This is a genomic window from Listeria swaminathanii (assembly GCF_014229645.1).
Classification (GTDB): domain Bacteria; phylum Bacillota; class Bacilli; order Lactobacillales; family Listeriaceae; genus Listeria; species Listeria swaminathanii.
The window spans coordinates 309687-329419 of sequence record NZ_JAATOD010000003.1 but is presented as its reverse complement, the minus strand read 5'-3'; the positions used below and the strand labels follow the sequence as shown (position 1 = coordinate 329419).

The 19733-nt window shown below is 39.6% G+C and carries 10 protein-coding genes; all 10 read right to left on the bottom strand.

Translation table 11 applies throughout. The features are described from left to right. Positions 1-226, bottom strand: a 226-nt coding sequence (locus HCX62_RS11285; RefSeq protein ID WP_185639128.1) for a hypothetical protein, incomplete at its 3' end; no start/stop codon positions are given. A gap of 494 nt (positions 227-720) precedes the next feature. Further along, on the bottom strand, positions 721-1074 hold the full coding sequence (locus HCX62_RS11280; RefSeq protein ID WP_185639127.1) for a hypothetical protein: 354 nt from the start codon (positions 1072-1074) through the stop codon (positions 721-723). 1039 nt (positions 1075-2113) lie between these two features. After that, positions 2114-2413 (bottom strand): YxxD family cognate immunity protein YxxD, encoded by a 300-nt coding sequence (locus HCX62_RS11275; protein WP_070294949.1) that lies wholly within the window; start codon positions 2411-2413, stop codon positions 2114-2116. Positions 2414-2428: 15 nt separating this feature from the next. Beyond that, complete coding sequence (locus tag HCX62_RS11270) at positions 2429-3211, bottom strand: polymorphic toxin type 50 domain-containing protein (RefSeq protein WP_185639126.1); 783 nt, start codon at positions 3209-3211, stop codon at positions 2429-2431. A 374-nt stretch (positions 3212-3585) separates the two neighbouring features. Continuing rightward, the gene (locus tag HCX62_RS11265; RefSeq protein ID WP_185588112.1) at positions 3586-4065 is read right to left on the bottom strand and encodes a DUF2247 family protein; all 480 of its coding nucleotides are present in this window, start codon (positions 4063-4065) and stop codon (positions 3586-3588) included. A gap of 12 nt (positions 4066-4077) precedes the next feature. Next, entirely contained in the window at positions 4078-13461 is a 9384-nt protein-coding gene (locus HCX62_RS11260) for an RHS repeat-associated core domain-containing protein (RefSeq protein ID WP_260490873.1), read from the bottom strand. A gap of 32 nt (positions 13462-13493) precedes the next feature. Continuing rightward, entirely contained in the window at positions 13494-13928 is a 435-nt protein-coding gene (locus tag HCX62_RS11255) for a hypothetical protein (RefSeq protein ID WP_185639125.1), read from the bottom strand. A 354-nt stretch (positions 13929-14282) separates the two neighbouring features. Beyond that, positions 14283-15620: a D-alanyl-D-alanine carboxypeptidase PBPD1 gene (pbpD1, locus tag HCX62_RS11250; protein WP_185639124.1), complete on the bottom strand. Its 1338-nt coding sequence runs from the start codon at positions 15618-15620 to the stop codon at positions 14283-14285. A gap of 180 nt (positions 15621-15800) precedes the next feature. Then, entirely contained in the window at positions 15801-17468 is a 1668-nt protein-coding gene (locus HCX62_RS11245; RefSeq protein WP_185639123.1) for a CocE/NonD family hydrolase, read from the bottom strand. A 108-nt stretch (positions 17469-17576) separates the two neighbouring features. Next, entirely contained in the window at positions 17577-19730 is a 2154-nt protein-coding gene (locus tag HCX62_RS11240) for a DNA topoisomerase III (RefSeq protein ID WP_185639122.1), read from the bottom strand. Positions 19731-19733: the final 3 nt, after the last annotated feature.

Sequence of the window (19733 nt, the reverse complement as noted above, 5' to 3'; positions counted from 1 at the left end):
TAGCAGAGCTAAGTTTAAATAGCTCTGCTACATCTTTAAATAGAACATCAAATATATTTTCTTTATTTTCATATTCAAATATAAATTTAATACTTACATGGGATATCTCTTCGTAAAATTCATTATAATCTATATAATAATTTACTTGTTTAATACCAGTAATATGTGTGTTTGAAAATTTTGGGAAATTCTTTTCTAATACAGTACCCGAATACCATTCATTCATGAAAAAAACCTCTTTCTTTTAATAATTGTATCTAAATTCAAATCCTTTGGTTGGTGACAGCCCGAGACCATACAAATATTCATGTATAATGGGGAACGCTATGTTCTAAAGGCATTCCATGATCACTAAAATCAACTCGAATACTTTGTCTACCAAACTCATCCTAAATTACTTTTGATTTTTCAATAGTTCCATTGTACTCTCTATAAGGAGGCTTAGGTCCACTGGCTTCCGCTGCTGCTTTTGTGGCATTGTCACTTTTTGCTTTGCCGTTCCCTTTCTCAATATTCGAAAATAAAACTAAGAATCAACTGTTGAAAGATCATAAAAAAGAAAATCCACAATGTCGTTAATATTCAAAGTGGATTTTCTAATCATACGTATACAATCATTCATTATTATCTACTAACCCGAAACTCTGCTTTAACTATTGTTTTATTCAATTTAGTACCTTCTAAATTCGAGTTGTAGATGTATTCTCCTCTAAACGTTCTTTATTGAATTTTCAACTGTAAAAGAAACCCTTTACCCTCAGAAGTTGCGGACAATAAAAATATCATAATATCAGTAGCTCTTTTTTCTTGGGTATAAAAAGTTGCAGATTTGTACTCAATGAACTGTACCAATTGATGGAACAAGCTTTGTGCAGCTTGATAGCTAAAATTTTTCATGTTCACATCTAAAGAATAATAATTATTTATCACTTTACCTTCTTTTTGAAATTTTAAATCAAAGCTAGAGATACTATCTTCTTGATACTCAAAAAACGAATTTATTTCAGACCATAGACCAACTTCATATTCACAATTAAGTGTTTTTGCTAGATTAAATACATCAGTTTTATTCATGCATAATTACCTTCTTTTTATTTTTTAGGAATATAATTTCCACCTGGTGCTGGGGAATGTACTGAAACAATTCCTCCCGACTCATTAGTAACAACCTTGTTTCCTCGAACATCTGTATATTCCCATGTTTTCCTCCCCATTTCATCCACCTTAGATTTCCTAGTCTTTAGGTTATTGTCAATAATAGAATCTATAGTCTCTTTAGAAAACCCTCTTTCATTGGCTCTCTCAGCCCCGTGCTCGGAGAATGATCTACCTTTCGGAGTCTTCTCACCCGTTTTTATTATTTCTGGGGCACTACTATTGCTCCCTTTCTCAATATTCGAAGACAAATCCTTCGCGTCTTGGAAAAAGTTGGCGCCACTGTTTACTACAACGGTTGCGCTTCCTGTGATTATGCCAATTCCTGCTATACTGGCTGGGACTCCTGCTACTGCTACTGCTCCTACTCCTGTTGCATCTAGTCCTACACCTACGCCCGCAAGTGTTCCGCCTCCTACTATCCCGTCAAATTTTCCTACCTTTATAAGTTAATTCGGTTTTTATTTAATATAATTTATCTTTCTATCTATACTTCATTTAATATTTCTATTTTAGGTTCAAAGGAGCTAACTATTTCAATTACATACTTTATGTGTAATTTTGATTATACATAAATACACATATAAGAGAGCTCTTCCAAGCTCTCTTATATGAAACAATATGCACTAAATTTCATTTGCTATTGGCAACTTGATTAACCGTCTTGTGTTTGAGTGCCTTTTTTATTTTTAGAATGGTTTTTCATTTACAATTTCACATTTAATGCTTTTAATTGCAGGTTTTAAAAACTCTTTTATTTCTTTCACCCACTTGCTGGAATTTAAAATAAAAAGATATCCTCTGTAAAGATCTACTTCGAACCATTTCATGGCAAGAATCTTGATAAAGAATATGCTTTTATTGTTTCGGGTAGTCAAGCGGGTGTATGGAGATTACTGCAAACTTCTTTGTGCCCGCAAAAAATAACTTTTCAAGAAAAATAATCCTAAAATTATATCTAAATTCTCCATACCACTACGTCATTTTCTAACATAATTTCTGACGGCGAATTTTGCATAGAAATTTCAATTAAACTATCTACTACTAACTCCGTTCCTTCAATAGGGCTGCTTAAAATTTCTAAAATCTTCACTAAGCAAGCGTAAAATTCTATATAATCGTCAGAATCCATTTCTAACCCATTATCAGTCTCATAAATTGTATCAATTTCTCCTTTTAACATCAAATTATTTTTCCATTTAATAATCAAAACAGTTCCATTTGGATACTTATTTATTTCCCTAAGCATTGCATCCATTTTTTCTCCTCCTACTTATGGTCTAGCAGGCACTATGTGTGCCTGACCCTTACTGTTATAGTGTATTATTCCTTTTGTGGTATCAGTATAGGTTCCAGTAGCTTCATCATAATATTTTCCTATCACTTTGCCAAAATCTACTCGTTCTTTAGTTGTTCCTATTTTTTGTCCAGTGCCTGCAAATTCATCCAATAACTGCTGTGGATTCTCACTCAAAGTGCTTCTGTATTTTCCATTTGCAATTTCTTGATTGTAATTACTAGTGCCTGGTATATGCTTATCTTGTTGTCCTGTATGTACTTTAGCATTATTCGGATTCGCCTTTGACGCATTACCAGCAATGTCATCAGTTCCACCAGCTTCCTCTGCCGCTTTTGTGGCGTTGTCACTTTTCGCTTTGTCTTTATTCTTCTCAATATTCGAAAACAAATCCTTCGCGTCTTGGAAAAAGTTTGCTCCGCTGCTTGCTATTAAAGCTGCACTTCCTGTGATTATGGTTAATCCTGCTATATTGAGTGGCACTCCGATTACTGCTCCGGCTCCTGTTCCGTCCAGTACCACACCGCCTGTTTCAACTCCTACCCCAAAGATGATTCCCTCAATGCCAAGATAGATACCCGCTGAGTCAGCAATTAGTCTCCCAACGTAATAGCGGTTATCATCGCCATTCACTTCCTTATTTTTACCAATGGTTTCTACGGAACCGAAAGTGAAATTATTTACTAGACTATCCAATGCTCCTGCGCCTACTGGTTCAAGATTTCCACAAATTGCTTTCGTTGTTTTTTCTACCCGCATGCTGTGTTTTGCTTGAGATATGGCTAGTTTAGTGCCAGCTTTAATGGCTTGTTTTTTTGTGGTTTTTGAAATGGATTTGATTGCACTTTTTGCTTTGGTTATGACTTTTTTGGTTACTTTTTTAAGCCATTTCGAGATGTACTTGTATTAAGAATCAAAGTATTGCATTTTTTTGCTTTGAATCTTAATTTAATTTTATAAAAGTAGCACTTTGTACGCATTTAAGAGAGCTCTTTCAAGCTCTCTTATATAAATCATCATGCACTAAAACTACAGCTAGCTTCTTGTTAGCTAGTGGCAACTTGATTAGTGAATTTGTGCATACTAGCCAAGGCTTTACTATCCGACGCCATTCAGATAGTAAAGTGCCTTTTTTATTTTATTCTGCTTTGTTCTGAATTTAAAAAACTATGAAATCTATTTATTAAATCTTCTTTTGTGGTAGAAACTTCTTGAGGCATATAATTTATAAATCCAACCATATCTTCTGGATAACCATTATTTCCATAGAATTCTGCAATCTTTTTTAATAAATAATCGTTATCGTTGACCGTCTCTTTTAATTTAGAAAGATAAATAAATCTAAGCTTTCTCTCTTCTAATTTATATTCATTACTAGTTTCATCTAAGTCAGGGAAATATTGATTTTTTATTTCAAATAATACTTGCTGTAGGTTATCAGAATCCACTCCCCAAGCTAAATCAATAGTAAAATCATCTTCTTTTCCTTGTTCCATTAACTCTATTGCATAGTCAGAAATAACCTTTGATTTAAAGAAATTTTGAATAATTCCAACATAGATAGTTTTCCAATCATAGTTAACTTTCTTTTCTTTTAAGTCAGTTAGTTTCATTATTCTCTCTCCTTATTTTTTAGGTATTTGATTTGGTTTTCCTGTTAATTCACCACCATCAATAAATCTTCTGTGACTTATGTCTCCATTAGACTCAACAATCCATTCAAAAACGCCTTTTCTTCCATTGTTACTTCCTTCAATTTGAAAAAACTTTCTATTAAGACCGTCTCCACCAACTAATGGAAACTCATTTGCAGCCGTTGGATAATTATCAATAATGTCAGGAAATCCATGTTCTTTTGCTACTTGAGGAAATTCTTTTTCTATAATTGGTCTTCCTTTTGAATCCGTTCCCCAGATAGGTTTTACCTCATCAACTTTAGTTCCTTTTTCTACTCGCCGACCATCTAGCACAGGACTTTCAAGTTCAGAAACAACTTTTTGATTAGCCTCACTGGCTTCCTCTGCCGCTTTTGTGGCGTTGTCACTTTTCGCTTTGTCTTTATTCTTCTCAATATTCGAAAACAAATCATTCGCGTCTTGGAAAAAGTTAGCTCCGCTGCTTGCTATTAAAGCTGCACTTCCTGTGATTATGGTTAATCCTGCTATATTGAGTTGCACTCCGATTGCCGTTCCGGCACCTGTGAAGTCCAGTACCACACCGCCAGCTTCAGTGCCTAGGCCAAAGATTATTCCCTCAATGCCAAGAACGACACCCTCAAAATCAACAAGTAGTCTACCAATGTAATAACTGTTATCATCCCCATACACTTCCTTATTTTTATTAATAGTTTCTACGGCTCCGAAAGTGAAACTATTTGCCAGACTATCTAGTGCTCCCGCTCCCATTGCTAAAAGATTATCACAAATAGCTTTCTTTGCTTTTTCTGCACGGATGTTATAATCGGCTTGAGCTACTAATAGTTTAGCACCAGCTTTGACAACTTGTTTTTTTGTTTCTTTTGAAATTGTTTTGATTGCGCTTTTTGCTTTAGATATAACTTTTTTGCCAGCTTTTTTCACTGTTTGTACTTTTTTCTTCACGGTTTGTTTGACTTGGTTATATTTTTTCTGAACCACTTTTTTGGCTGCTTTGTAAACTTTTTTTGCCGTTTTCGTGACTTGTTTAATCGATTTCTTTGCGGCTTTCTTAAATTTCGTCACTGTTTTTTGGACTTTTTTGGTTACTTTTTTGACGGCGCGTTTGATTTTTTTGGTGGTTTTCTTGATGGCTTTTTGTACTTTTTTTACAACGCGTTTTACTTTTTTGACGGTTTTCTTGACGACTTGTTTTACTTTTTTGACGCCTTTACTTACTTTTTTCACGGCTTTTTTAGCTTTTTTGGTTGCTTTTTTGAGCCATTTTGGTATGTTTCCGCTTGGATCTCCGAATGACATCGGATTGTTGACGCCGTAGATGTAGCGGTTTTGGCTACGGGGGTCGTCTAGGGCTCCTCTGTAATTATCGGCTTGTTGGAAACGGCCAGTGTTTGTATCATAATTTCGGGCGCGTAGGTTTTGTGTGTCGCTTGTGTCGTGCATTTGCGCGCGGTAACCGATTTGATTCGCCACTGGGGCTGTCGCAAGTGCGGTGCCATAGTCGGTGTAGTCATAGTCGGTATTTGTTTCGCCGTCTGATGTTGTTGCGATGTCGCTTAGACCGTTTTCGTGATAGCTTTCTTCATCCGTGCCGATAATTTGGTTGTCATCGCCAAAGCGGAAAGCGGTCTTGGTGGTGCTTGTTTCGCCGTCATCTTCTGTCGTCTCGTTAAGCTGGGCGACTTGGGTGTATTCTTGGGTTAAATCGTTAACGTAGCGAATGGTGTTTACTGTTTGGTAGCCGACTGTTTGATTCAGTTTTGTAGTGCGCTGGCTAATGTCGCTGGCTTTAAGATTCGTTTTTCCTTGGATAGCCTTTTTAGTAGTTGTATCTTTGCTTGCTTCTGCGTACGCTGGGCAGCCTTTAGACGTTTCTTTGGCACGAGTTTCTAGTTGTCCCGCTAGTGTTGTTTTACCTTTTTGACTATCTTTGTCGTATTCTGTAATCCATTCACTGAGCGATCCTTTGAAGGACTTGGTTTTGTCTGTGATAGTTTGTTTGCCTATGCGATTGCCAAATGCGTCATATGTGTAGGTTGTCTGATTGCCTTCGTTGTCGGCGGATTGAATCAGTTGGTTTTCGCCATTGTACGTGTATGTTTCTACTTTACCACTTCGTAAGGCTTTTTTGGTAATGTTTCCGTTTTTGTCGTACGTGTAGGTTGTGTCTTCATCACCATCTGCTTTAATCATTGCGAGTGCGTTGTCATCATCGTAATGATAGTCTTCCGTGGTTTTCTTACCGTTTTTATTACGTAATAGTTTGCTTCGGTTGCCGTTAGCGTCATAGATATACGTAATTTTTTCGGTTGTTTCGCCTTTAGTTATTGTTGTTTCGGTCAGTTGGTCATCGGCATCATAGGTGTGGCTCTTGGTTTGTTTTTCACCACTTTGATTGATGGTTTCTTTGGCTACGTTACCGTTTTCGTCGTAGCTGTAGTCAAATGATGCGATGGCTTCACCGGCTTTATTTTTGGTGATGACTTGTTCGGTTTCGCCAGTTGCTGTGTATTTATAGCTCGTCGTTGTGCCATTGCTGTAATGAATGCTCAGTGGCAGGCCGTTCGCGTCGTAAGTGTAGCTGGTTTTCTTGCCGTCTGATTCGATTACGTCGGTTAGCAGGTTGGCGTCATTGTAGCGGTAAGATACGCGCGTGTTATCTGGATAAATGAGCGCTGTTTTGCGGCCGATTGTATCATATTCGTATTTCAATGTTTCACCGTTTGCATCTTTGACTGATAGTACGTCACCGAATTTGTTGTAAGTAAACTCGGATGTTCCGTCTTTTGATGTAGCGGTTTTTACGTCGTCATTGCTGTCATAGGTGTATTTGTAGCTGCCACCCTCAAATTGTTGCTCGACTAAATTGTTTAGTTCATCGTATTTATAAGTTGTTTTTTCACCATCTGGCTTGGTTTTAGACTTCAAGGAACCGTCTAGTTGGTATTCGTATTTTTCGGTTTTTCCTTCTGGTGTTACTTCTTTAACAAGGTCACTACGATCATTGTAGCTATATTTTGTGACAAAACCTTTTGCGTCTTTGATTGACGTGACGTTATCTACTTTGTCGTAAGTGTAAGTTGATTTTTGTCCTAATCGATTTTGTGCTGCTGTCATGCGATCTAGTGAGTCGTATTGGAAGCGTTCTTTGTTACCTTTTGCGTCTGTTGTTTCGCTAAGATTCTCGTTGCCATCGTAGGCCATTTTTGTTGTGTGACCTTTGGCATCTGTAATAGAAGTTAGCAAGTTACGCGCATCATATTGGTATTTAGTTATTGCGTTTGTTGGGTCTTTGATGCTGATAACTTGGTCGTTTTTATTGTAACGATACTCCGTGCTTGCTGCGAGTGGGTCGATTTCTTTGGTCATGTTGCCTTTTTTGTCGTAGGTGTATTTGTAGGCTTGGTTACCTGGATCAATCATGGAGGTAACGTTGCCGACTTTGTCATACTGAATTTTAGTATCATTACCACGAACATCGCGCATTGCAGTAACACGGTCCAGTTTATCGTACGTATAGCCGACAGAAAGTTTGTTAGGATACGTAATTTGAGTCATCCGCTGGGTATCGTCGTATGTGTAGCGCGTGATTCGACCTTGGATGTCTTTTTTCGTGCTTTGTTGCCCAAATTTGTCATAAGTATAGCTGGCAATTGCTTTTTTCTGCTGATTATCACTTTCTTCGATAAGGTCGCCGTATTCGTTATACTTGTAGCTTTGTTTATAGCCAATCGGGTCCGTTTTAGATAAAAGTTGATCGTCTTTATCGTAGCTATACATTGTCGCATTACCATTTGCGTCAAGTTCTTCGGTGATGTTGCCACGTAGGTCGTATTTAAATGTCGACGTGGTACCATAAGGCTCTTTGACTGTCAAAATGTTATCTGCTTTGTCGTACGTATATTTCGTTGTGTTACCGCGCTTATCTGTTTCCTTGATAAGGCGTCCCGCTGCGTCATAGCTGTTCAGGAGTTTGAATCCAGCTGCATCAATTTCGGTTGTTAGGCGTCCTAATTGGTCGTAGCCGAATTGTGTTTTATTTCCTTCTGCATCTATTTGGCTTGTTACTAAACCTGTTGCGTCAAAAGTTTGTTTTGTTGTGCCGCCATTTTCATCAGTAACTGCCGTAACATTGCCATTAGCATCGTAGGTTACGCTTGATTTAGCACCCGCTGGATTCGTTGTCGTAATCAGCTCGTCGTTGCCGTTGTATTGGTAGCTCGTTGTTTCGCCTAGTGGGTTTGTTTCAGACAGCAAATTACCTTCTGCATCGTAGTTATAAGTGTACTTGCCACTATTTGGTAAAACTTCTGATGTGATATCGCCGCGCTTGTTGTATTCAATGCTTTGCGCTTTGCCTGTTGGGTTTTGTTGCTTCACTAGGCGGTTGGCTGCATCGTATTCGTAGCTCGTTTTGTTGCCTCGCATGTCTGTTTTACTGCTGACATTGCCGAATGTGTCATAGCTGTAGGCTTCACTGCGTCCTTTGCGGTCAGCAACACGCGTTACATCACCAATTTCATTGTATGTGTAGCTTTCTTTTTGTCCTGTATTGTCTTGTTGTTCTAGCAGTCTGTCCATTTTGTCGTAAGTGTAAGTTGCTTTAGTGCCGTCTGGATTTTTTTGCTCGGTAACACGATCCGCCATATCGTAACTATAGGTAGTTTTACGGCCTAATGGATCGGTACTTGTTGTCAGATTTCCGCGATTATCGTAGTCGTAAGTTGTTTTGTTTCTCAGAGCATCAATAATTTCAGAAACTTCGCCTGTTTTTGTGTAGTGATAGTTTGTTTCGTTGCCGTACGGGTCTATTTCTGTAATTAAATTACCATTTTTATTGTAGCGATATTGCGTGATATCGTTTGTTGGTGAAATCTCTGTTTCAACTAAATTGAGCGCGTTATAGGTATATTTTGTAGTGTTACCTTCTGCGTCCGTTTGGCGAATCACGTTACCTGCGTTGTCATATGCCATCGTTATAGCATGGCCATTGCCGTCTGTGATTTTCGTGACATTGCCATCCGCGTCGTATACATAGTGCGTCTTTTCGCCAAGCTCATCGGTTTCGATTTGCACTTGATCGACTTTATCAAAACTATAACGTTTCACGCCACCAGCTGCATCTTGTTCGGAGGTTACGCTGCCATTCTCGTCGTAGGTATATGTCGAAACACGTCCGGATTCTTTTAATTTTGTCGTGTTTCCGTTCGCATCAAATTCGTATGTCTGAACGTTGCCAGCTTGATCGACAAAACGTGTAATATTGTCCATTGCATCATAGCTGAATTCTTCGGTTGTGCCATCTGGATACGTGATTTTCGTGACATTTCCGTCTGCATCATAGGCATAATTTGTCTCATTGCCGAGTGGATCTATTTCTTTTGTTTTATAGCCTGATTTTGCATCATATTGATAGTTTGTTTTTTGACCATCTTCGGTTTCTTCGGATAATTTTTGACCAAGCGCATCATAGTGATAGGTAATGTCCGCACCATCTGCAGCAGTCACTTTTATCCGTCGGTTTAGCGCATCATAACTAAATTTCTCTGTGTTTCCGAGTGGATCGGTTTCACTAATTTTATTACCATTGCCGTCATATTTGTATTTTGTCACGCCACCAAGCGGATTCGTTTCCTTGATTAAACGGTCAAAAGCATCATATTCAAAAGTAGTGCTGTTTCCATTCAAATCAGTTTCGCTTATCTTATTGCCGTTTGTATCATAGGCATAAGTCATCGCTGCGCCATTCGCGTTCCACTCGCGCACTAGCTCACCGCGGGCATTACGTTCATATTTCTCTGACTTACCATTTGCGTCTGTAATACTACTCAACATCGACAAACTATCATAGGCATAGGTTGTTTCGTTGCCACGACCATCTGTTACTTTTGTTGGGTTTCCTTTTGCATCATAGGCAGTCTTTGTTACCGCGCCATTCGCATCTGTTTCTGAAACTACTTGACCGTCTTCATTATGCGTAAATTTTTGTACGCCTCCGTTTGGCGCAGTTATTTGCACAACATTGCCTTTGGAATCGTATGTGTAGCTCGTTACACCACCACGGCTATCTGTTTTTCGGATCAATTGATTTTTCGCGTCAAATTCGTTCGTTTCTGTTGTGCCATCTGGATATACCGTTTTCGTCAGATTTCCATTTGCATCATTTTCAAAAGTGGTCGTATTCCCCAATTGATCTACAGAAGCGACTAACTGATGCTGGTCGTTATATTTATTTTCTGTCGTCGTATCATCAGCATACTCAATCTTTGTCGTTTGCAAGCGGTCATTAAAATAAACTACTTTCTTATTGCCATTGAAATCGGTTGTCGTTGTTTTTCCGGACTCATATTTCAGCGTGGCAGTATTGCCTTCTCCGTCTGTCTGCTCCGTTACACGACCATCCGCGTCAAATGTATTCTTAATTAATAAATTCCCATCGTTATCTTTATAGGATGTCATATGGTGTTCCGAATCATACTGGTAGGTAATCGCTTTCCCAGTTTGGTCCACCACTTTCGTCAAGTTTCCATCTTCATCATATGAATAGGCCAATTTCCCGCCATCAGGTAATACAATCTCCTTCAAGTGTCCATCCGCATCCCAGGCGTACTGCAACACTTTTCCAGAGCCAGTGACCATTTTCACCAATTCTCCATCAGCGTTATACGTATAATTCGTTACATTTCCAGCCTTACTTGTCACTTTTAAAAGTTGACCATTTGCAGCAAAAAGAGAGATGTTTCCTGTTTCTAAATCCACAACCTCAAATTCACGCGCGCCGTCTTTATTCACTTTTTTCGAAAGCTCAAGTGGCTCATCTTCCTCTATCTCAAAAGTTCCGTCCGACTGTTTCTCAAAGAACACACTCCCACCATCTGAGCGCGCCAACATCACTGTGCCGTCTTCTAAGAAACCTAACTGGTCCGTCAAATTAAAGGTCCAGTTTCGTCCCATTGGGCTGTCTTTGCCTTGAGCCATCGAATTATATGTCCGCGTAATCGTCTGTTGCTCATCGAAATCAAACCATTTTTCATCTTCCATATTATAAAGCAAGTTCCCACTATCAAAATTAATCGGTTCATAGCCAAATGTACAATGCTTTCCGCGCCCTATAGCTAGCGCATCAAGTCGCATCTTATCTGCCGTATCGTAATTTCCCGACTGATAGGCTTTACCCGCATTTTTTTGCGGATTCCGAATAAACACTACATTCCCTTGAACGAGCAATTCATCCTTCATATTATTATCCAGCATAAACTGCGACCGCTTATTAGCAATCCCGTAAAATTTCAGCAAGCGCGGCAACGAGTCTAGCCCTGTCACCTTATAAATTTGGAACGTATCATATTTCTTACTTACCGATTCATTTCCATCCTTAATCTCTGCTTCTACTTGATACAAATGATTCTCTTTCAAAGCACTTTTTAAAAGTAGTGTGTTCGTCTGCCAGTTACTCATCAACTCGCGGTATTCTTGCGTTTCATTACTTAGCTTTGGATAATTCGGGAACAAATAATCTCGACCAATCGACGGATCTGTCCCGCTAAATGTTACCTTTTTATTATCTGATGTATCGATAATTTTATAATTAATCTTAGCATCTGGGCGACCAACGCCATCCATACCAAGTGCTGTAAAATCAAGTTTTCCATCATTATTCGCGCTTACGAACGGACGCAAATAGAGCTTCGTATCCTTGAGTGGCATATCCGCATCAATCGGCGGACGCTCGCGGTGCTTAAATACCACATATGGCGACTCGCTCGTAACACCAGATTTAGGCGCAGCAAATATATCGGCTTGCGAATATGGCATTTCAAAGGAATTCACCTTTGCCGTTTTTACAATCACGCCGTTGTTTTTACCGCCATTCACCCAATCCTTCGCAACGTTTGTAATATCAAAGGAAATACGACGATTCGCATCATCAATTTTCCCAATATACGTCTCTTTGCCGTCTACGTTCGCAGGTGGTCCATATGGAAAACCAAGACTTTTAAATTTACCATATGTTAAATCATCAATATTACCAACATCTTTTGTAATTCCATGCACTTCAAATAAACGCTTCACAACGTTTCCTTTACTATCTTTAGCACGGTCTCCCCAGAAGCCTTGCGTTCCTCTTCTGAAAAGTGACAACTCCGCCGATTCGATTTCACGGTTTGTGCCAATTTTCTTAATCTCACTATCAGGTACTTTCACCACACCATATGTAATAAAATGGGCTGCACCCTTCGTTCCAGAGTTATTCCCATCATCATAGCCAATATACATATATGGCTGAAAAGAATACGCCACATCATCTCGGTACTGACGCAAACTAGTGGCCTGAATTCCATTTGTAATTTTTGTACTCACAAATGAAACAGCGACTTTAGCTAAATTACCCGTCACTTTTTTCGTACTGAGCTTCGCGACTTGCAACTGATAGCCGGTTTCCGTTTTCACCTTTTTCGCGGTTAACGTATCAATTACAGACCCCGTTTCATCTTCTAAAACTGGGCTTGGAATCGCACCAATTAGGTCTTCACCGCGATAAATCAATGTCGCCGCACGTTTTTCATCGTCTTTCAAGATCACGTCATCGGGAACCGTCAAATCAAATGTAACCTGTTGCTCCCAATCATCGCCCGCTTTCACATACTGCCCGAGCTCCATTCCAAAACTGTCCGCCTCCAACGTAAACGGCTCTGTTTTAGCATCTTCACTCGCATACATAATTCGGTTATCCTTCGCTACAACCTGCGCCAAATCAGCATCGCCACTAGGACGAACTGCCACATTTGCGCCGTCTAAGCTAAGCGTTGGCATCGCGTCTTCTGTAACCACTTTTGGCGTCGTAATTTCTCGAGCCGTCTCATTTGCCGCCCATGTTTTTTCGCCATCTTTCACTAATGTGGCATCAAAATCCTCCCACTTGCCATCGTCGTTCTTAAAATGCACCGGTTCCGTAAAATAATAAGTTTCTCCTTCACCAGTTTCCTTATTTACAAAGGTCTTCGTGTTCTCCGTCCGTTCTGCAACTACCTCTTCCATTCCAGCAGTTGATGCATCTTCTGCCAAAGTTTCTGTCACATTCGGCGTCTCCGCTTCAAACAAACGAACCGCAGCTGCGTTTTTATCACTTAAATCCTCATCAAGTGTTGTATCTTTCGGCGGATTTTCATCCTTTAACTGCTTCTGCGCATCCTCATTTAAGTCTGCCACAGTCACCTTATCTTGTGAGGCTAATTGTTTTCCATAATAATTTCCAAACTCACTCTCCGCATTCACCGCACCTTGCACAAATTGCCATGGTAGCATCGGAAATAAAAGTAACGTAACCAATAAAATCTTTATGCCCTTTTTCATATGTAATCTCTGTCTCCCTTTTATGTCTCAGTTTATTGCTTTACACCTTTTTCTATCTCTAAAATCTTTGTCAAAACCTGCTGCGCTTGCTTATATTCCTGCGCCTCAATTGCATCATTCATCGTTTTCAACTCTGAACCTACATCACCATAAGCAGTATAAATGGTCTGATCCTTTTTCGATAAGCCAGCCCATACTTTTGCCTTTTTAGCATCTGCATAAATAGTTTGAAAATCCTTCTCCATCTCCCGCAACTCCGCTAAATAAGTTGGATTACAAATGTCTCCATTCAATTTCAAATCCGACCATTTCGCGTAATTTCGCTTGAAATCTTGCTCCACTTCTAAAGGTTTCGTCTCTTTTTCATCATGCGCACATTTTTGAAGTACTAATAAAAGTACTACAATTAATACTAAAAGCATTACCAAGACTATCCAAAATTTCTTGTTTTTCAATAATTTCCTCATCCTAAAACCCCCGTCTTATCACAATCTCAGCAAGTATATCATAAAAAAAGACTAATTTTATATGCTTCTAGCAACGTTCAATTTTCTGTCACATTTGCGATCTTAAACATTAAATTTCCATTTCGCCATAATAAATCCCGCCCCCATTTCAGAGAACAAAAAAACAGCTTAAAAACAAGTCCCTGCCTAATATTTCACCACACAAAAAAAGGTAGCACTCCGGGGAATGCTACCTCTTTTATCCATATCATCCTAAAAAATATGGAAAATCTCTATTAATAAAGCTTCTTAAAAAATCATAAAAATTTATTTCACCAGTAATTTTGATTAAATGTGTGATTCACATAAAATAGCTTAATTAAACCAACCTTGCACGCCATTAGAAACGTAACTTCCAATGCCTGTAAAGAAAGAGCCTACTGCTTGCGTGGAAAGCATGAACCAGTTTGCTTTTTCAACGTCGCTGGCAGTTAGTACGTCGATTGTTTCGGTTTGTTTTCCGTCAAGGTAACCTAGATCATCTCCATCTTTTAGAGATACTTCCATTTCGCCGACTGTCGTACCTTTTTCAACGGGTGCTTCGATTTTTTTCTCTTTTAGAGTTACTTTTGTGTTTAGTTTAGGTGAATTGTCGTTCTTAGGTACAACTAGCTTCACAGCGTCTTTTGTCACAAGTCCGACTGTATCTTCTTTGCCTTTATCTACTGCGAGCGTAGAAGGATCTTTCACTTTGGAGCCTGCTTTTTGTACTTCTTTTACTTTAAAATTGTTAAAAGCGTAATCGAGCATTTTGTTTGTTTCGTCAAAACGGGCGCTTGTATGTGCGCCAGGTGCGCCGCCGTTTGCATGAAGAACGACTGTGATAACACGCATGCCATCTTGCACAGCTGTTGCGGTTAAGCACATTCCGGCATAATCAGTTGTCCCAGTTTTCAAACCATCTACACCTTGACGGCCATAAATTAAGCCCGGTAGTAGCCAGTTCCAGTTGGACATATCAATTTGATCTGATGTACCTTTGCGGAATTCTTTTTTCGTGATACTTGCCGTTTTTAGTACGTCTGGATAATCATCAATTAAGTGTTTCGCCAACTTCGCCATACCGCGCGCCGTCATTTGGTTTTCGTCTTTTGGCCCACCTACTTGTTCCTCGCCTTTTAAATCTTCATTGTTAAGACCAGTCGAGTTAACAAATTGGTGCTCACCTAATCCAAGTTTTTCTGCTTTTTTGTTCATAGCATCTACAAAATCTTTTTCAGATCCTGCAATTTTTTCGGAAAGCGCAATTGCTGCACCGTTTGCAGAATAGATTGCCATCGCTTCATACAATTCTTGCACCGTATAATCTTCACCAAGTCTAAGTGGCACGTTCGATAGTGATGTGTCTTGGGAAACTTTAAACGCATATTCAGAAATGGTTACTTTGTCGTCCCATTTTAATTGACCTTTATCAATTGCTTCTAGTAGTAAATATTCATCCATCATTTTCGTCATGGATGCGATACCCATTAACTTATCAGCGTCTTTTGAATATAAAATTTTACCTGTACTCTCTTCAATCGCGATTGCTGCATTTGCATTTACGTTTGGTGTCTCCGCGGCTTGTGCTGCTTTCGGGCTTACTAAGAAGCCACTCACTGCAAGGGATGCTGCCATGATTGCAATCCCTGTCTTTTTCATTATGTTTTTCACTGCAACTTCTCCTTCATTTGAGCAAACTATTGGCTCATTTTATCTATATTTTAATAAAGAAATCTACTTTAAAAATTCCCTTTTTGAAATAGATTTCATTTTTTTAGGCCGATACTTTCATATTTTACCATGATTTAGCAGTGTCGTATATAAAACTTTTCGCCCAAAAGTCCGTTTTTCCTAGCGAGAAATTGGTAAAAGAATATGCGATGGGTAATCCGGGCTATGATAGATGGTTTGATGCGCGATTTGGCTTTCGGTGGAATTAATAAAACTATCACCAGTGTTAGGATTCGGGTCAAATCTCGGAAAATTACTAGATGAAATTTCGATGCGGATTTGGTGACCTTTTTGGAATAAGTTGCTCGTAGCCCATAAGTCGATAGTGTACTCATTAATTTTATTTTGAACTTGATCACCGTGCTGTTTACTTGCTCGAATAATCCCGTCTGCCAGGTTAAACGCTGTGCCATCCGGGAAAACATCTACTAGTTTAGCAGTGAAATCCGTGTTAGGTGCGTCTGTTTTCGCCCACAATTTAACTCGGAGTGGTCCCGTTACTTCTAAGGCTTCGTTTAGTGGGGCGGTCGTGTAGCAGAGGATATCATCTCGAAGTTCCAATTGTTGCTGATCGCGCGGACCATCTGCATGTAATTCCTTATGTAGTGTCCCCCCGCCGTTTGATGGTACTGGGTTTTCTGGATCGTAGCTAAAGTTCGCTTCTGAAGCTTGTTTCGGTGGGGTAAAGTCAGCAGTTACTTCGCCAGTTTTGAAATAAAGTGGGGTGAAATTGGTATTTTGAGGTGGCCAAGTTGTCGCTGTTTTCCAGTCGTTTAATCCCATAACAAAGTAGTTTATCGGGGCGGTTTCAGGGAGCGGTTCTTGTTTTAGCCAGTGATTGAACCATTCTAGATGTCTTGCGTGCATGCTTGCCTCGCCCCATTTAGTAGCCGCCATGCCGAAATCGCGGTCGCCAATCATTTGGCCAAAATTGGCGTGGGTCCATGGTCCAATAACCAGTTTATCGCCGAGCCCACGCTTATAACCATTTTGGAAATTAGCGATGGTTTTATCTAAAAAGCAGTCATACCAGCCAGCAACGTGCAGTCCCGGTACATTGATTTTATCGTAATTGCTTTTTGCATCGATTTTTTGCCAGTGGTTGTGGGTCGGTTCGTAATTTAGTAACTCTGAAAAATAAGGCATTTCTTTCTGACCAATTGCCGGCCAGTCTTTATAGGGCTTGAATTTATATAGTACGTCTAGGTTATCCAGATTTTTCATTAAGGTATTGGCAGCTTGTTCCCGTTCGTCACGTGTACTGTATTTACGAGCAAGCATATTAGGGAGCATGGATTCTAAGTTCCAAGTTTCCCACATACCTAATTCAAGCGTCCCATCATGATCATTGAATACATCCGTCATACTATTTTGCGCCATAATTGGAGCAATAGCTTTCAAATGTTTATTGCCACTGATCGCCGCTAACATTTGCGTATAACCGTAGTAAGACAGCCCAAACATCCCAACGTCGCCATTAGAATAAGGTAGATTAGCCGCCCATTCGATAGTGTCATATCCATCATCCACTTCGGCTATGTATGGAACAAATTCCCCTTCAGACGTGTATCTGCCACGAACATCTTGAACTATCACAATATAACCTTGCTCCGCCAAAATATTAGGACGAATAAAATGCAGCCCATATGACTTGCTATAAGGTAATCTTGTAAGTAAAACGGGATATTTCCCTTCATCTTCCGGACGGTAAATATCTGCGTAAAGAGTAACACCATCGCGCATTTTGGCCGGAATATCTGTTTCAATTATTAATCGATTATGTTTCACGTGAAACATCTCCTTTTTGATATTGATTGCCATTTTATTGTTTCGTATACAATGGACTATGTCAAACAAAGCGACCCACTCATATTGAGTGGGTCGCTTTGTTTTTGTCTATTTATCTAATTTCAATTTCGCAAGTGCTTCCGCCATTGGGTTATTGAATGGTTCATCTTCTTGCTTGTTTTGTTTCTTCATGAATTTAGCTACATCCGTTTTAGATACGTTTTTGTTTTTCTGTTTATCGCGACGTTGTTGGAATGCAGATAGTTTTTCACGGTGACCACAAGCGCACACGAAAATCTGTTTGTCTCCTTCGCCACGCATTTCCATACGTTTGTGGCAATTTGGACAGCGAGCATTCGTCGTTCTTGAAACGGATTCGCGGTGACCACATTCACGGTCCTGACAAACTAACATTGTGCCGCGTTTGCCTTTCACTTTTAGCATCGGCTTGCCGCAATCCGGGCATTTTTGCGATGTAATGTTATCGTGACGGAATTTTTTATCGTTTTGTTTGATTTCAGTTACTGCTTTTTTAGCGTAATCGCGCATTTCTGAAGTGAATTTACGATAATCTAGCTCGCCTTTTGCAATTTTGGATAGCTTCTGTTCCCAGCGCGCTGTTAGTTCTGGAGATTTTAAATCTTCCGGAACTAATTCTAGTAATTGGCGCCCTTTGGAAGTGATTTGGATCTCCTTGCCTTGTTTTTCTAATGAGAAACTATTGAATAGCTTTTCGATGATGTCTGCACGCGTTGCAACAGTTCCAAGTCCGCCGGTTTCGCCAAGTGTTTTGGCTAGCGCCTTGTTGGAGGTTTCCATATATTTAGATGGATTTTCCATTGCAGAAAGTAAAGTTGCCTCGTTGAATCTTGCTGGTGGTTTCGTTTTGCCTGTTTCTAAGTTTACTCGCTTAACCGGAATTGTGTCGCCTTTTTGCATTTTGGTTAATTGATCCGGTTCGCGCACTTCCCCATAAATGTTTTTCCAGCCAAGTGATTTAACAACTTTTCCTTTTAAAGTGAAGTCTTCTTGGCCAATTTTGGCTTTAACTGAAGTTTCTTCATAGATATATGGGTCTGAAAGCACTGCTAAGAAACGTTTGACAACTAGGTCATAAATTTTCCGTTCTTTATCGCTTAAATCTCCGAGTGAAACGGGTTGCTCGGTTGGGATAATTGCGTGATGGTCGCTTACTTTGCTGTTATCTACAAATGATTTGTTTGCTTTGATAGGTTTCCCGCTGATTTGACGGGCAGCTTTAGCATTTTCACCCACACCACAGGCCGCCAAGCGTTCTTTTAGAGTTGGTACGATATCCGTTGAAATAAAGCGCGAATCTGTTCGCGGATATGTTAATATTTTATGACGCTCATATAGTGTTTGCATAATATTCAGCGTTTCTTTAGCTGAAAAATCGTATCTATTATTAGCATCGCGTTGTAGTTCAGTTAAATCATATAGTCCTGGTGAAAAAGTCTTCTTTTCTTTCATGGAAACATCTGTAATGACCGCACTTTCACCTTGTAAAGATTTTACTAGTTTCTCAGCTAAGGCTTTATCAAAAGTTTGACCATTGTTCCACGTGAAACATTCTTGTTCAGTTAACGCGGTAATTCCGTAGTATTCACGCGGTTTAAAGTTGCGTATTTCTTCCTCACGATGTTGAATCATTGCAAGTGTCGGTGTTTGCACACGGCCACAAGATAGTTGCGCATTGTATTTCGTTGTTAGCGCGCGTGTAGCATTAATACCTACTACCCAGTCGGCTTCAGAACGAGCAATAGCCGAGTGATACAAGTTTTCGTAATCTTTGCCCGGTTTTAAATGTTCAAAGCCTTCACGTATTGCTTTGTCGGTTACAGAGGAAATCCATAGTCTTTTTAGTGGTTTCTTGATTTTCGCGTAATCAATAATCCAGCGAGCGACAAGTTCTCCTTCTCGGCCCGCATCGGTTGCGATAACGATGGTTGTTATATCTGTACGGTTCATTAATTTTTTAACCGTTTCATATTGTTTTCTCGTTTGCTTGATTGGTTCTAGTTTCATTTTTTCTGGAAGCATCGGTAAGTCTTCCATGTTCCAGTTTTTATATTTGGAATCGTAGCGTTCTGGATCAGCTAGCGTGACAAGGTGTCCTAGCGCCCAAGTTACTACATATTTCCCGCCTTCTAAATAACCATTTTTACCTTGTTTAGCCCCGAGTACCCGGCCAATATCTTTACCGACAGACGGTTTCTCTGCCAGCACTAATGTTTTTGTCATCTG